The following is a 15,942-nucleotide window of genomic DNA, read 5'->3' as shown; positions in this document are numbered from 1 at the left end:
GCCTTATAGTGCGGCCACCGTCGCCAGATACAGCAGCTGAGCATCCAACCAGGCCCGCGCCCGAGGCACCTGCAGGATCCGCAGTGCCCGCGCCAGATCGCTCAACCCCACCGCTTCCAGGTCCCCGGCCAGCCGGTCGATCCGCGCCGCATGGCTCCCGGCAAGCCGGTGCAGGCCGGTGTGCAGCACCTCGGCGAGGAAATCCCCCACGGCATCGAGCACCCGGTCCAGGGCATCGCCGGCCACCGCACTCCCCCGCCCGGGGTCCGCCCCTGAAACCCCTTGCAGATCCGGGACCACGATCCCCTGCGGGGTGCGCAGGGCCAGGGGATCGATGCGCAGTCGCCCTCCCACGAACCCGAGGACCCCGCTGATCTCCAAACCGCGTTCGGCCTCGGCGGCTTCCGTCAGCGCGGAGGCGACGGCGTCCAGGGCGCCGGGTGCGGCCGCGCGATAGGGGCACGATAGTTCAATCGGGGCGCCCGTTACGTCTTCCAGCTGTGCGGTCAACAGTTGGACACCGGGTCGGTAACCCAGATCCACCACGCGGGCCACGCGCAGCAGGCGCACGGCGGGAGCCGCGAAGCGGGGCGCGACCAGTCGGAAGGGGCGGTCCGCCAGCTCCCGGGCGGCGTCCTCGGCGCGCTCCACCACGAGCCCGCCCGGCATGGCATCTCAGGCCGAGGCCCCCGTCGTCACCGTGGATCTGCCGGCCCGCCCGGCAGACAACTGCAGGCGCAGCCCCGCCGTGCGGGTAGCCGATTCGGTGGTCAGGGAGCCGCGGGAGACCTCCCCCAATCGCAGCCCGCCGACCCGGCGCCGGGCCAGGACATCAGGGGCCGGCACCTGGTCCGCCTGATGGGTCGAGGAGGTGCTGAGCACCAGCACTGCACCGGCGTCCGCATCGGCCAGATACACCCGGGTGGTGATGCTCGCCGAGGTCCCCGCCGGGTCGTCTGTGCGGCTCACCCTGGCGCCGAGTCCTAAGAACCGGGCGCGGCGCATGGCGGTGCGCGCGGGCTGCCGGGTGCCCAGGATCCGGTCGGCCTCGGCGGGCCTGGCCGGGCCGGCAGTGGCCCTGGCGACCAGCTCGGCCGTCAGCTCCGCGATCCTCCCCGGCGCGTATCCGGCATGGCCGCCGGCATAGGCCTCGAGCTGTTCGGCGAGTTCGTCGAGCACATCGAGTGGCCACTGGAAACCGCGGGCGGCCAGGGGTGCACGGGCCGCGGCGATCCGCGGGCCCACGTGCCCGGCCAGCATCCGCACGCCCTGATCCACCAGTTCGGTCGCGAACTCCAGGGCGGGTTCGAAGGGTGTACGCAGATCGGTGGCCACCTGTGGGGTTCCCAGGACCACCTCGCGCTTGCCCGGGCCGGGTGGGGCATCGGCCTGTGTTTCGGCCTGGGCCGCCCGGAAGGCCAGGACCGCGAGCGCCACCTGTTCACCGCGCTCGGTCGCGACCACATCCGTATGCGCATAGCCCAGGTCGCCGGGCACCAGGAAGCGCACGGTGGTCGTCGGCAGATCCACCGCGGCGGCGTTGTCCCCGGTGGCGGGCCTGGCGGGATCGGGGATGAGGACTGTGGCGCGTAGCCCCGCGCGCACCCGCCGGTGTGCGGCGTCCACCGCGGGCTTGCCCAGGACACGGAGCAGTTCGGTATCGTCGACGTCCGCGGGCGACCACTGCGGGGCCTGCTCGTCCGAGGCCTCCGCGGCCAGGGCGCGCACTGCCAGCACGGTGCCCACCAGGTGACGGCACACCCCGGATGCCGAGCACGAGCAGGTGCCGGCCTCCAGCCCGCCGGAGCCCAGGACCGTGTGGGTGCCGTCGGCGAAGTCCGCGGTGACCGTGTCCGCCTCGTCGATGGCCACCCGTGGGGCCGACTTGGCAAGGTCCTTGGCCGCGCGTTTGACCAGGCCGCAGTTGGCCAGGGCGGCCAGGGCGTCATCGGTCAGCGCCAGGAGATCCGGCCGCTGTTCTGTCAGCCGTGCTGTCGGCTGCCCCGCCGGAGATTCCCGCGCCGGGGAGCCTGCCTGTGCGTCCGGGCTCATGAGCGTCCGATCGTATCGGCCAGGAAACCGGCGAGCTCCCCGGGAGTCATCGCGCCGACGTGGGCGCCCAGATCCGCCAACTGCTGCCCCATGAACGGATTGAAGACGGCCCCGGATTCGTCGTCCAGGGCTGCCAGGGCCACCACCTCGGTGCCCTGCCCCACCAGGGAGGCGACCTCGCGGCGCAGTGTGAAGTCGTTGCCGCCCTCGTAGAGATCGCTGATGAGCACGACGATGGCCTGCCGCGGATTGTCGATCAGCCCTGCTGCGTACTGCACCGCCTGGGCGATGTCCGTGCCCCCGCCCAACTGGACCTTCATGAGCAGCTCGACGGGGTCCTCGACGTCGCGGGTCAGGTCGACGACCGTCGTGTCGAAGGCGACCAGGTGGGTGCGGATGCCCGGCAGACCCCACAGGCAGGCGGCCGTGACGGCCGAATGGATGACGGAATCGAGCATGGAGCCGGACTGATCGACCAACAGCACCACCTGCCAGGGCCGCATCCGCTTGGCCGAGCGTGTGGTGAAGTAGGGGCGCTCGATCACGACCTTGCCGGTATCGGGCTGAAAATGGCGCAGATTCGCCCGCAGTGTCCTGCGGATGTCCAGATTCCGCGAGTTCGGGACCCGGGTGGGCGTTCTGCTGCGTGGTCCTGTGAAGGCCTGTCGCACCTCGGTGGCCAGACGCTCCATCAGATCCCGGATCACCCGGTTGACCAGCTGCCTGGCCAGGGTCAGCACCTCCTGGTTCATCAGGTGCTTGGTGGTCAGCACCGCGCGCAGCATCGCCTGATTGGGCTCGATGCGCCGCAACACCTCCGGATTCGTCACCAGGTCGTCGATCCGGAAGCGCTCCACCGCGTCGCGCTCCAGGCGTTCGATCGTGGGGGTTGGAAACAGGCGATGGACCGCACCGATCCACTCCGGGGTGGACAGGGTGGATGCGCCGGCTCCCCCGGTCCGGCCCGCACCGCCGCGGGTTCTACTGCCCGCGCGTCTGATCCCGCGCCGGCCCAGGGACTCGTCGCGGCCGTAGAGCCAGTCCAGGGCGGCATCGCGCGCGGCCGCCCGCTCCCCCAAGTCCCCCAACTCGGATGCGGCCTCGCCCAGGATCAGCCGCCAGCGCTCCAACTCAGCGTCCATCGCCGGCCTCCTCTTCGCCCAGCAGCCCCGCCGCGCCCAGCAGGGCGCGGGCGCGTTCCTGCACGGCAGCGGCCCGCGCCCGTAGTTCCGGTGAGATCCCACTGTCCGCGCCGAGCGCTACCGCCCGGGGATCGTCGCGGCCGTGCAGGCGTGCGGCCAGTCGGCCGATGCGCTCGCGCTCGCGGGGCGGGAACAGGGCGAAGGCCTCTCGCAGGGCGGGCAGGGCGATCAGGAAGGCCTGCGCATCGAAGCCGCAGACCACCTGGTCGACCACCCTCACCACCTCCGGCGAGGCCAGGGACTCATCACGGGCCAGAGCGAACAGGCCGGACAGGAAATCGCCCAGTTCCTGCGGCAGCCCGGCGCCGCGAATCATCCGTGCCGGGTCCTCCGGCGCCTGGCCCAGCGCCCAGGCCAGGCCCAGTCCGGCACCGCGCACGCGGATGGGGGCTGCGGGCGAGGCCGCCAAACGGTGGGCGACCGCCAAGACGGCCTCCCTGCTCGCGGCCTGCTCCTCCTGCGCCCCATGGTTCAGCCGTCCTGCGGTCAGCACAACATCGCGGACGCCGGCCAGGGCGCGCACGGCGGGTTCCGCACCATCGTCACCTCGCACGGCCTCGGCCAGCCACAGGATCCGCGGCACGCACGCCCGAGCGGTGCCGGCCAGGCGCACGGAGCCTGCCGCGCCCAGGTACCCGCCGTTGCGCCACAGGCCCAGGGCCGTTTCCAGCATTCGGGCGAGCCCCTGTAGGTCCGCGCTGGTCCCGATGGCACGGGAGACCAGTTCGAGGAGTTCATCGGTGAGTCCGGCGTGTCCGCACAGCACCGCGTCGAACAGCACCTCGGCGGTGAGGCTCAGGTCGGGGCCGGCCTCCGCCGAGGCCTCGCCGAGTCGCGCGCTCAGAGCGGCCAGCGAGGCGTCGGCCACGCTGGGACCGAAGCCCGAGGCCTCGATCACGGACGGTCCCGCCAACACCCGTTCGCCCAGTTCCCAGACCTCCGTGAGTTCTGGATCCAGGGCCGTCAGCGGGCCGTCGACGCGGTCGATCTGCGCGATGTGCAGAATCCGCAGGCGGTGCAGCAGGCGGGAGCGCTCCAGATCATCCGAATCCACCAGGGACAGTGAATGAGTGCCGGGCGATAGATGCAGAGCCTGCAGCTGAGCATCGACATCATGCCAGAGAGGGGGCAGAGGCGTATGCGGATCCAGCCGGCCCGCCCGGTCCCCGCTGAGTGCGGCCACCATCTCCACGACCACAGGATCCGTGGCCGGGGCCAGGGAGGACCTGCGTGCCCAGGGCAGAGGTGCGTCCAAGGCCGTCTTGAGCAGGGCCGAGGCCAGTCCGTCGAGCACGTCGACACGCGCCGGCACCGGATTGCCGCGCAGCCGGGCCAGGGATTCCGCCATTACCCTGGCCGCTGTCAGATCCGGGGTGGACACGGCCTGATGCCTCTCGCGCAGCCGCGTGGCCACCTGGATCTGCAGGTATTCGGCGGCGGCCCGGGGTCCCGATTCGAAGAGCCGCTGATAGTACGCGGGCGACGGCATGCCGGAACGATAACCGGCCAGGGAGTCCAGCCGGCGGAAGGAGAAGGGCACCAGGTAACTGCGCGGCGGATCGACATCCGCCGGTGGGGATGGGATTTCGGGCCAGGCGAGCTCCCCTTCGGCTTGCGGCGCCGATTCGGCGATGAGACGGCGCAGGGCCGGCATGTGGAAGCCCCCGGTGACGACGACGATGTCATCGCCTGTGGCGGATTGCCCCTGGGCATCCTTCGCCTGGGCCGCTTCGGCCCGGGCAGCGCGGATCCACTCGGCCATATAGGCCTCGCGCGCGGTATCGGCGGGGTCTGCCGCGGTATCGCCGCGCAGACCGGTGAACCACGTGTCCAGCCGCAGAGCCAGGGAATCGGCGCCGGCTTCGGAAGCGGTATCGGGAGCGGCTTCGGGAGCGGTGAAGTCCGGCAGTTCGAAGACGTGGTCCCACAGTGCGTCGACGTCATCGGTGTGGAAGCGTTCGGCCAGGTGTTGCCGGACCCGCGCGTAGCGTCGATCGGCCGGCGCCGGTTCGGAATCGTGTGCCTCCGTTTCCTCGAAGAGCGCCGGGTGCCACACCGGTAGATCGATGAAGTGCAGCTGCGCCCCGCACACACGTCCGGTGTTCAACGCCACCCATTCCGGGGAGTACTCGCACAGCGGCGCCCAGCTGGCGTGCAGCCGGTCCGCAGTGTGAAAACCCGTGTAGACGGCGATCGGCAGTTCGTGGTCGAGGAACAACTCGTCGATCCGGCCGTTGAAGTCCGCTGGGCCCTCCACCAGGACGTGGCGAGGCCGCAGCCGGCGGATCACGGCCTCGACCTCCCCGGCACAAGCCGGGGAATGATGGCGGACCGGCACGAAGACGACGCTCATGAGTCCTCCGGCTCAGCCCGGCAGCAGGCCCCGGGCCGCGTGGAGTGCCTTCCACTGCGGCCCGGACTTCCGGGGCACCTGCTGTTCCAGATAACGGCGCAACCGGGCCATGTCCTCGGGCTCGTCCTTGACCGCGGCACCGGCCAGGGACACCACGACATCGGAGGCGTTCGGGGTGCGCCCGTGCAGATACCAGGCACTGACGCCGGCAGCATGGGCCACCGACACGGCCTCCGCGGTGCTGAGTACCGTGGACATCGGCTCCATCGCCTCGCCGCGTTCGCTCAAACCCGTGCGCAGTTCGCGAAATGCCGTGACCAGCACGTCGAGCACATCGTGATCGGGTACCTGGGGTACCCCTGATTCGGCCAGCAGCCGCCCGGCCTCCTGTTCGACCAGGGCCAATTCCACGGCCGGATCGGCGATCGGGAAAACCGTTTCGAAGGTGAACCGGCGTTTGAGCGCCGCCGACATCTCGTTGACGCCCCGATCGCGGGTATTGGCGGTGGCGATGATGTTGAAGCCCTCGTGTGCATAGGTCATCGTGGGGGCGCCCACCAGCTCCGGAATCGCCACGACCCGCTCCGACAGTAAGGACAGCAGCGAATCCTGTACTTCCAGGGGACAGCGGGTGATCTCCTCGAACCGGACCAGGGCACCGGTGCGCATACCGCGCAGCACCGGGCCGGGGACCAGGGCACGGTCTGTGGGCCCTTCGGAGACCAACAGGGCGTAGTTCCAGGAATAGGAGATCTGGTCCTCCGTGGTCGCCGCCCCACCCTGGATGGTCAGGGTCGAGTCCCCACTGACGGCGGCCGCGATGAGTTCGCTCAACAGGGACTTGGCGGTGCCCGGCTCCCCCACCAACAACAGTCCGCGACTGGTCGCCAGCGTCACCAGGCAGCGTTCGACCAGGGCCACATCGCCGACGAACTTGGGTGAGATCCCGCGTGCGGTGTCCCCGCAGATGAAGTCCCTGGCCGCGGCCAGGCTCATCGTCCAGCCCGGTGGTCTGGGAGCGGAGTCCTCTGCGCGCAGCTGTGCCAGTTCGTCCGCGAAGCGCACCTCGGCGGGGGGCCGCTGGATGTCGGCCGCCGTCTTCCCCGCCACGTCTGTCTCATCTGTCCTTCCGCCGCCGGTCATGAAATCAACCAGCTCAGGTCGCGCAGCATTTCCGAGGCGAACACCGGGTCCAGGCCCGCCAGCGCCGCCGGGCGCGGTTCCGGTTTGTACCAGGACTGGGTGGACCCGGTGGCGACTGCCGGTGCCAGGGTCTGTTCGTCGAAACCGTCTGCTAAGGGCTCCCCCACGACGATGCCCGGGTCCAAGTTCACATAGAGCGAGGAGCCGTCGGGCAGGTCCCGGAGGAATGCGGGCTGGATGCCACCGTCTTCCGGTGCGACCCTGGCCCAGCCCCGCTTCTCCATGGCCAGAATCTTCGTCGTCGCCACGGTGGAGCCGGCGAAGGCCTCGATGATGCCGGTCGACTTGTTCTGTGCGGTGAGTTCGTAGACTTCGCGGCCCAGCTGTTCGAAGGGCTGGAGGATCTCATAGTCGGCGAAGAGTTCGGCCATCTGATCCTGCGTCCCGGAGTCCAGGGTCAGCGGATGGGCCAGCCGCACAGTGGCCTGCTCGGGGAGGACGAACTCATCGTCCTCGGCGTCGGCCAGGGTGCCGTCCTCGGCGACGCGGAATGCCGTGTGGGCGGCATCCTGCGGGTCCGCAGCGGTGACCCACACCAGACGGCGGGCCAGATGGACCATGAAGGGATGTTCGAGGAACAGGGTGGTGAACAGTTCGGCAGTCCATGAGCGCTGTTCGACCATGGCGCGCTCCAAGCGTTCGATTTGTTCCCCGGCCGAGGCTCTGACCTCCTTCTTCAGGGTCTTGAACCACTCATAAGCCGGTTCGGCCAGCTCCTCGTCATCCTTGACACCGGGTTTGGGCAGGGTCTTGCGGCGCTGTCCGTCCTGGGAGACGAAGGGCTTGAGCGCCTCGTCGAAGCCCACGGTGAACTGTCGGGGCCCGTAGTCCAGGACGCGGGAACCATCGAGGCCCAGATCGAAGTCTGGCACTAGCCTGTCAGCCAGCTCATCCGTGCTCAGCCCCAGACGATCGGCGATCTGGTCGATCATATCCCGCGCGGTCTCCCGCAGCGCCTTGAACTTGACCTTCTGCGCGATCCTATTCAGATGGGTCAGAGCGGTGTCGGTGCCGATCGCGGTGAGCACCCGGAGGCCCGTCACCGCTCGTTTGTGGGCGGACTCCCCCGGCCAGGCACGGATCAGCGGGGACAACATGTGGACCGTCTCATCGTCGCCGGCCAGACCCTGAGCATCGAGGATCCACCCCTGTTTGGACGGATACCCTGCCAGTTTCCACAGCTCGAACATGCCGCGGGCGAAAGCCGCCAGGGATACGGGGTCGGTGGCCTCCCGCAGATCGCCCAGGCCCGCATAGGGTTCGTCCAGGGTGGATAGGGCGAAAATCGTGAACACATGAGGGATCAGATCTAGTGGGATCGAGGTCCCGGCACGGGCCGTCAGCTGTGGCAGCGAAGCCGGTGCCAACCAGTCCGGCAGTTCCGGCATCCGGGTCGGTAGAGCCTCCAAGGGGTCGGAGTCCAACAGGGTTTCGATCGCGGCCCTGGCCTCCGGACCGTAGGAGTCCGCGGCGGCCAGGATGATGGCCCGGCGGTTCTCCTGGGTGTCTGTGGTGGCGGAGTCGGTAGGTGCAGTGTCCCGCAGCAGCCGGAGTAGGGAATCCTCTGCGTGTTTGCGGACTTTTCCCGCCTTTTCCAGGGCATGGGGGATGAGGCCTGCGGCCGCATCCTGTGGGTGCCGGGCGAACCAGGCGGCGGCCACCGGCCGAACCGATTTCGCCCGGGCCGCGGTGGTGACCATGAACGAGGCGATGCGCGCGCCACCGACCGGCATGAGCACCTGCGCCAGTGTTGTGGGTGTGTCCTGTGCCGCGGTGAAGACGAAGGGCACGATCGGATCCCCGAAACGTGACAGTGCGACCCCCATATAGTCCGCCGCATAGGACAGGTTCCGGGGCTGGGGCAGGGAGTCGATGACCGGCAACAGTAGTTCGACCGGCCCGTTGAGCAGGAACATGGGAATGGCATCGTACCAACCGCTCCCGGACATGCAGTCGTCCAGTAGATGCTGCCAGCTTTCGTCATAGTCCTGACCGACCAGGTAGTGGCTGGAGTGGAGCCACTCGTCCTCTTCCCCTGGCAACCAGTCCAGGTGCATGTCCTGGGGAACGTGTAGATCCTTGATGACCGTGGCCTTGACGCGTTTGCGCTTGACCGTCCACGGTGGGGCGGCCAGGACACGCGGCAGGTCCGCGGGGTCCGCCTCCGGGAGCCGTGGGCGTTCCAAGATCGCCCGGATGCGTGCGGCAGAGGAATCATCGGTGAGTTCGGCCGCCACCTGGGCCGCGGCCTCGGGATCCGCCGGGACCCTGACCCCAGGAGCTGGGCTGCGAACGAGTCCTGTCCGGCCCGCCGTGCCAAGGCCCCCAGTGCCAGGGTGGGGAAACGAGCGGCGAAGTCCAAGAGCGCAGCAGTGGCGGCTCTGGCGGTGTTCTCCCCCGACCTGCGGTCCAGCAGTGCGAGCGCTGCGGCTTCCGTCGGAATGAGTGCCACAAGGTCGCAGCAGGTCTTGATGACTTCGGCCCAGCCGTGCTCGGCATCGATGACCCGCAGGAGTGCGGGCAGTGCGTCCTCCCCCAGTCGTTCGACTGCGGCGGCCAATTCCTCCGGCTGATGTTTGAACTGCCAGACCGGTATGTGTTCGATCAGCTCTATCAGCCGGGCACCGGTGTCCGCGAACTGCAGGGCATGGGGAGCCAGATGTTTGCAGTCGTGCGAGCGGGTCAGGGCCACATCCGCCCAATCGGTGCGTTCGGGAACCAAATAGGCGGCGACGAGCACCTGGAGGAACCTGGGCGATTCGATATAGGGTGCCAGTGCCGCGATGATGACCGCATGGTCCTCCTCCGATACGCCGGCCACGTACGTGCGGAAGCCCTTCAACAACTCTGCTCTCAGATCCTGCTGAGACTGGAAGAAGCCCGTGCCGGGCGACTCCCGGATAAGTCCCGCCGGTACCCCGAACTGAGTGCCGTAGCTCTCGTACATGCTCAGCGTTTCGACCAATGCGGCGGTGGCCAGGGGCAGGGGATATTCGCCGACCAGGTATTCGACGAAGTACGTGGGGAAGTGGCCTCGCAGGGAATAGCCCAGATGGGAGTCCAATGAGATGATCCGCGCTGCGATTCCCAGAGCGGAATCCGGGTCGGACGACACGATGTCCGGGTCCGGGCTGGCCGCGATGTCGTCGGAGACCTGGTCGGCCATATGTGCGAAGGTATTCAGGGTTGCGTCGACGTGTTCCCGTTTGATGGTCATGGCCCGCGCCGGCCGGTGGAGGGTGCGGTCCCTGGGCATGCGCTTGACCCAGGAATCCGGGAGTCCAAGACGCGGTGAGGTGGGCGCCGGCTGTGCCTGCGACTTGCTCGAAGACGCTACGGGGGAGTCCGAACCGATGGTGTCCACGATGGCTCCTATGGGGTAGACGACTGGCGACTGCTGCGAGCTGTGCAGCAGGTGTGATCCACACTACCGGTAGGCCCTGACATGGCCTGTCGGCCAACAGGTTCGGCCCGAAGCGCACGGTCACAGAACCGCACCGGGGTCGGCCGCGCGAGTGCGGACCCCGGGCCCTTAGACAGGCACGCCCAGAACCTCCTGCAGGAAGGCCTGCGCGGCATCCGTCGGCCGCCGGCCGCGCGCCCACACGACGCGCAGCGGCCGGGTGAGCGCGACCTCGGGCGCGGTCGGCACCACCACCAGCGCGCCGGTGCGCAGCTGTTCGGCCACCGCCCGGCGCGAAATGGCCGCCGGAGCGGCTCCCGTGGCCGCGGCCGTCTTCACCGCCGAAGAACTCGTCAGTTCCGCCGCGACCGAGGCCCCGCCCGGCACCGCGGCATCGATCACCTCGCGCGTACCAGAACCCCTCTCCCGCACGATCAGCGGCAGCCCGGCCAGATCCGCAGCGCTGAGCGCGGGACCCATGGCCAGGGGGTGGTCCGGCAGCGCCACGATGACCAGATCGTCCCGGTCGAAGGACCGGTAGTGCACCCCGCGCGGGCGCGTCCTGGTCTCCACGAAGCCCAGATCGGCCCGCTCCCCGCGCACCGCGTCCAGCACCTGGCGGGAGTTCTGCATGCGCAGCGTCGGGCGGGTGGTGGAATGGTGCTGGCGGAACCGCAGCAGAATGGGCGGCAGGACGTATTCGGCGATGGTCAGGGACGCACTGATCCGCAGCGTGGAACTGGTCCGCCGGTGCAGGGCGGCCAGGGTCTCGGTGAGGTTGCGGTAATCGGCCAGCACCTGGGCCGCCAGGCCGGCGACGACCCGGCCATCGGGCCCCAGGCGCGAGCCGCTGGGCGAACGCTGCACGATGTGCACACCCCATTCGGCCTCGAAGGCCTTCACCGCCCTGCTCACATTGGGCTGGGCCATCTGCAGATTCCGGGCGGCGGTACCCAGAGAGGCATGCCCGGACTCGTCCTCCTGGCGGGCCAGGTCGACCAGGATGCGCAGAACTGCGGGGTCGGGATCGTGCACGCGCCCATCGTCTCATACGACCCATATCAATTGCGCATGTCCCAATGCGTGATACCCGGCTAGCGGAGTGAGCACGGGCGGCGCAGACTGAACCCTATGAGTACGCAGACCACTCCCCCGCCCGCACCCGGGTCGAACCCACAGACCACGTCCGCGCTCGCCGCCCGTATGCGGCTCTACGGATCGCGCATCCCCGGACTGGTGGTGTGTGCAGCGGCGATGGGCGTGGCCATGTGGCTCGCCACCCTCATCCCCTATGTGGGCGCGGTGCTCATCGCGATCGTGCTGGGCGTGCTGGTGCGCAATGTGCTGCCGGCGATCCCCGCGGTGCTCCAGCCCGGCATCGACTTCACCGCCAAGACCCTGTTGCGCCTGGGTATCGTGCTGCTGGGCTTCCGCCTGGTCCTCGGCGATGTGCTGGGCCTGGGCTGGGGTGCGATCATCGTCATCGTGGCCGTCGTCGCGATCGGCTTCACCGGCACCGTGGCGATGGGCCGTCTGCTGGGTGTGAACAACGAACTGGGCATGCTCATCGCCGCCGGCTTCTCGATCTGCGGGGCCGCGGCCGTGGCCGGCGCGGAATCCACGATCAAGGCGAAGAAGGAACACGTCACGGCGGCCGTCGCCCTGGTCGTCCTGTTCGGCACCCTGATGATCGCGATCGTGCCCAGCGTCACCGGGCTGCTGCACCTGGACCAGCACACCGCTGGCATGTGGGCGGGGGCCTCGACCCATGAGGTTGCACAGGTCGCCGCGATCGGCGGTATCCTCGGCCCCGAGGCTCTGACCACCGCGACGCTGATGAAACTGGGCCGCGTGGTCCTGCTCGCCCCGTTGATGATGGTGCTGGGCACCGTGGTCGCCCGCGCCGCAGCCAGGGCCCGTGCCCAGTCGCCGGCCGGCGATGGCCTCGGGGCCGAGGCCCCCGGCAAGCGGCCGCCCCTGGTGCCCATGTGGGTGGTCGGCTTCATCGTCGCGGCCCTCATCGCCACCACCGGCCTGTTACCGGTTTGGTTCCAGCACGGCGCCGCCACGGGCCAGACGGTTCTGCTGACCGCAGCGATGTTCGGTCTGGGCTGCGGGGTGCACATCAAATCGCTCATCGGCCTGGGTCTGAAACCGGTGGCCCTGGCTGCCCTGGCGACCTGCCTGGTCGCCGGCGTTGCGGCGCTGGGCATCTGGGTGCTGGTGTAGGCAAGGTCGTGGCGTTTCTGTCCTCACCGGTCCCTTGAGTGGCCCGATCGAACTGTGCGAAGGCGATGTCATCGTCATTCCGGCCGGATCTGACCCGTTCGATCGCGGACCTGGGTGATCTGTTCTTCGCCGCGGCCCCCGCGGCGGACCTCGCCGCGCTGGTGGGAATGGACGGGTACGGCCTGAGTCGGGCGGTCAAACGCGCCACTGGGCTCAGCCAGCTGGCATGGCGGCAGAACGCCCGGATCGTGCGCGCTCGGCACATGCTGGACCACGGTATGCCCACTTCGAGCCGCCTCGGCCCGCTCCCCCGCTTCCGCTGCACAAACATACAAGGCCGATTCCACCCCCGGGGTGAATACTCGTTTCCGGTCCCGCCAGTGTGGCGGGCATCGAGCGAATGCCACGGAGCCGGGAGCACAGTGGAACAGTTCATCGCAGTGGCCGCCGCGCATTTTCTGGCACTGCTCATTCTCATTCCCGGCACATGATCCGCCTGGCCGGCGGACTCTCTCTGGGATGTCTTCGTGGCGATGGCCCCGGGCAATCGACGCACCCAGTGAATACTGGACTGGTGATATTCATCGTTTCCGGTATCTCGACCCATCCGGAAAAGCAGCCAGAATTGTCGGGTGAGTGAAGTCCCCCGGCCCCTGTCCGACGCCGCCCTACCCAGTGCCGCCTCGTCCGACGCCCGGGCGTTCGTTCCACTGTTCTGTTTGTTCATCCTGGGCTGGGGCTCGAACCAGTTCGCACCGCTCCTCCTGTTCTACCCGCGGATCATGCCGTTGGGGCCCGTCGAGGTGCAGATCCTCTTCGTTCTCTACGGCCTCAGCCTCATCCCGATGCTGGTGGTGGGCGGGTGGCTGTCGGACCGGCTGGGCCGCGCGGGAGTCCTCACCGTCGCGGTGTTGCTGTGCGCGCTGTCCTCCGCAGTGCTGCTGGCCGGCGGCACAGGGCCGGCTGCGATCGTCTGTGCACGCATCCTGACCGGTGTCGGCTGTGGGATTGGTTTCAGCTCGGCGACTGCCTGGGCCACCGAGCTTCTGCCGGCGCCGCGCGGTTCCCGCCTGTCGATGATCCTCATGACCTCCGGAATGGGTGTGGGACCGCTGTTCATCGGCATCCTGGCCTCCCGGCTGCTGGCCGCCCACGTGCCCGGCCCGCAGATCTGGGTCATGCTCCCCCACCTGTGCCTGGCCCTGGTGGCGCTGGCTCTGCTCGTGTGGCATCGGCGTCGGCTCCGCGGAGCCATGGTGACCCTGCCGGTCGGGGACGCCGTGGCCGAGGCCGCACCTGGCGCAGTGCAGATGTCCGGCGGAACGGCGCCGGGGGCTGGTCCGGGTGGGTCGGTTCCCGGGCCGCCAACCGGTGCGGTCGCCGGCGCACTCGCCGGCGCGGAGGGGCAGCGGGGGCTGCGCGATGGCCGGTTCTGGCGGATCGTCGTCCCGCTGGCCCCATGGACACTGCTGTGCACCGGCGTCCCCCTGGCCGTCCTGCCCAGCGCGGTGGGAGGCGGTGCCGGGATCGATCCTCTGTTGTTCAGCGCATTCCTCACCCCGTTACCGGCCCTGGGTGGATTGTGTGTGCAGCCCGTGGCTGGACATGCGAAGGTCTCACCGCGCGTGCAGGCACCGGTGGCACTGGCCATCGCGGCCTGTGCCCTGGGACTTGCCGTTCTGGCCGTCCGTGCGCAATCCCTGTCGCTGCTCCTGGTTACCTGTTTCGTCTTCGGTCTGGCTCACGGCTTGTGCCAGACCGCCGGACTGCGCATCGTGGCCCAGATCAGTCAGCAGACTCGGCTGGGCCGCAATACCGCGGTGTTCCAGGCCCTGAGCTATGTGGGATTCCTGGCTCCCCTGCCGATTGCGATGCTGGGACAGTACATCGCCCTGTCGCAGATCCTCATGGGAATTCTGCTCTTGGCCGTTCTGATGTGCGGGCTCCTGCTGGTCGCGGCACTGCGTGGTCGGAACGTGGCGCTCAGACCCTGAATCGCTGCGCTCGGCGCGCCGCGGCCCAATGCCCGGCGGCATCAGGCGTCCACTAAGTGGACAGGCCTTGAGACACACCTTCTCAGGCAAATAAGGTAACGGTAACCTAATGATTGAGTGAGGGTGAGATGACGCAGACAAGCGCGCCGAGGTCGGATTCGCAGAGTGCAGAGGTTCCGGATGCGGATACCGGGGTGCCGGTCCACTGGGACGCGGCGGCCGAGGCTCTGGCCGTTGAGCTACTGCGCCGGGAAGGGTGCATCGTGGTCAGCCCGACCAAGGTCGGATACATCATTTTGACCAGCGACAGGATCGGCTTGGAACGGAAGTTCACGGTGAAGAACCGGGCCCGGAACAAGCCGGGCGTCGTTCTGTGCTCATCCATGGACCAGCTGCGCGAGCTGGCGCAGCTGACCGGGGAGGCAGAGGCCTTCTATCGGACCCACTGGGATCAGGATGTTCTGATGGGCTGCATTCTGCCCTGGCGTCCCGAAGCCGCAGAACGCCACCTGGGGCGGGTCGGCGAGTTCGTCACGGATGAGCGCGCGACCAGCTGCTTCGTCGTCCGGTTCGGCCGGCCCGCGGAGAACATCGTGCGGACCCTGTGGGAGAAGGATGGCCGGCTGGTGTTCGCCAGCAGTGCCAATCCGTCCGGCAAGGGCAACCGTGGGCGGATCGAGGGGATCGGGCCGGCGATCGCGGAAAAGGCCGATCTGGTGATCGAGGCCGATGACTATGTCCGTTCGATCCAGCCGAATGAAACAGCGGATACCCGGTATGAACAGGGGGTCATGGTGTCCTTCGTCGACGAGGCCGGCCAGCTGGTTCCTGAGCAACACGGTCAGAGGGGAGTGGAGCCTGTGCCCACCCTGATCCGCAAGGGGCTGGACTTGGGCTCGATCATGGCCAATCTGGCCGCCGCATTCCCCAGCTGGGACTACCGGCAGGGGCAGTACTACTGACTGTGGTGCGTGTCATGTCTGTTCGGTTTGCGGGCCCCACCAAGCGTGTGTATAGTTAACTGTGTTGCCAGGCGGAAAACACTGAAGTAACCGCCAGTCCTTCCCGGACTGTTGAGGGTTAGGTTTTAGAACCGCGGCCTGGTGATACAATCAGATTGAGCATCCCTTCGCGGTGTCCCTATCATTGTCTGTCTTGTGCAGGCGGTTGGGATTACTTGTGTGGGTGTGTGCCTGTTGTTTGAGAACTCAATAGCGTACTTGAATAGTTTTTTTCGTGATGCCAGAACTAAGTAGTACATATTTTCTGGCTGAAAATAATAATGATGGATGATACGAAGAACAATGCCTCTCTTGATGGTGGGTGTTGTTCTTTTTCTCGTCAGTCTGTTCTTTTCGGTCGGGATCGCTTTTAAGCAAATTTTTTTGTGGAGAGTTTGATCCTGGCTCAGGACGAACGCTGGCGGCGTGCTTAACACATGCAAGTCGAACGATGAAGTGGCACTTGTGTCATGGATTAGTGGCGAACGGGTGAGTAACACGTGAG

Annotated in this window: 11 protein-coding genes and 1 rRNA gene; 5 read left to right on the top strand and 7 right to left on the bottom strand. The window is 68.0% G+C overall.

What is annotated here, in order from left to right:
- Positions 1-3 precede the first annotated feature (3 nt).
- The 7 genes from NQ038_RS12690 to NQ038_RS12660 form a co-directional block, all read right to left on the bottom strand.
- Positions 4-669, bottom strand: a complete 666-nt coding sequence (locus NQ038_RS12690) for a hypothetical protein (protein ID WP_257062739.1) — start codon at positions 667-669, stop codon at positions 4-6.
- Positions 670-675: 6 nt separating this feature from the next.
- The gene (locus tag NQ038_RS12685; RefSeq protein ID WP_257062738.1) at positions 676-2,052 is read right to left on the bottom strand and encodes a hypothetical protein; all 1,377 of its coding nucleotides are present in this window, start codon (positions 2,050-2,052) and stop codon (positions 676-678) included.
- Positions 2,049-3,194: a VWA domain-containing protein gene (locus NQ038_RS12680; RefSeq protein ID WP_257049277.1), complete on the bottom strand. Its 1,146-nt coding sequence runs from the start codon at positions 3,192-3,194 to the stop codon at positions 2,049-2,051. The genes NQ038_RS12685 and NQ038_RS12680 overlap by 4 nt, the downstream gene beginning before the upstream one ends.
- Positions 3,184-5,607, bottom strand: a complete 2,424-nt coding sequence (locus tag NQ038_RS12675) for a DUF5682 family protein (RefSeq protein WP_257062737.1) — start codon at positions 5,605-5,607, stop codon at positions 3,184-3,186. The genes NQ038_RS12680 and NQ038_RS12675 overlap by 11 nt, the downstream gene beginning before the upstream one ends.
- Positions 5,608-5,619: 12 nt before the next feature.
- A complete protein-coding gene (locus NQ038_RS12670; protein WP_257049275.1) occupies positions 5,620-6,717 on the bottom strand; it encodes an AAA family ATPase in 1,098 nt (365 codons plus the stop codon).
- 29 nt (positions 6,718-6,746) lie between these two features.
- Entirely contained in the window at positions 6,747-9,047 is a 2,301-nt protein-coding gene (locus NQ038_RS15700; protein ID WP_257049274.1) for a DUF4132 domain-containing protein, read from the bottom strand.
- Between the two features lie 1,295 nt (positions 9,048-10,342).
- Positions 10,343-11,248, bottom strand: coding sequence for a LysR family transcriptional regulator (locus NQ038_RS12660; RefSeq protein WP_257049272.1), 906 nt, complete (start codon positions 11,246-11,248; stop codon positions 10,343-10,345).
- A 96-nt stretch (positions 11,249-11,344) separates the two neighbouring features.
- Here NQ038_RS12660 and NQ038_RS12655 point away from each other — a divergent pair, with 96 nt between their 5' ends.
- The 5 genes from NQ038_RS12655 to NQ038_RS12635 all read left to right on the top strand — a co-directional run.
- The gene (locus NQ038_RS12655) at positions 11,345-12,442 is read left to right on the top strand and encodes a YeiH family protein (protein ID WP_257049270.1); all 1,098 of its coding nucleotides are present in this window, start codon (positions 11,345-11,347) and stop codon (positions 12,440-12,442) included.
- 65 nt (positions 12,443-12,507) lie between these two features.
- Complete coding sequence (locus tag NQ038_RS12650; RefSeq protein WP_257049268.1) at positions 12,508-12,933, top strand: helix-turn-helix domain-containing protein; 426 nt, start codon at positions 12,508-12,510, stop codon at positions 12,931-12,933.
- 141 nt (positions 12,934-13,074) lie between these two features.
- Positions 13,075-14,436 (top strand): MFS transporter, encoded by a 1,362-nt coding sequence (locus NQ038_RS12645; RefSeq protein ID WP_257062736.1) that lies wholly within the window; start codon positions 13,075-13,077, stop codon positions 14,434-14,436.
- Positions 14,437-14,564: 128 nt separating this feature from the next.
- On the top strand, positions 14,565-15,398 hold the full coding sequence (locus tag NQ038_RS12640) for an L-threonylcarbamoyladenylate synthase (protein ID WP_257049266.1): 834 nt from the start codon (positions 14,565-14,567) through the stop codon (positions 15,396-15,398).
- A 422-nt stretch (positions 15,399-15,820) separates the two neighbouring features.
- Positions 15,821-15,942, top strand: a 16S ribosomal RNA gene (locus tag NQ038_RS12635); the annotation flags it as partial.

Source organism: Brevibacterium sp. 50QC2O2 (genome assembly GCF_024580675.1).
Lineage (GTDB): Bacteria > Actinomycetota > Actinomycetes > Actinomycetales > Brevibacteriaceae > Brevibacterium > Brevibacterium moorei.
This window is presented reverse-complemented; position numbering and strand designations above follow the sequence as displayed.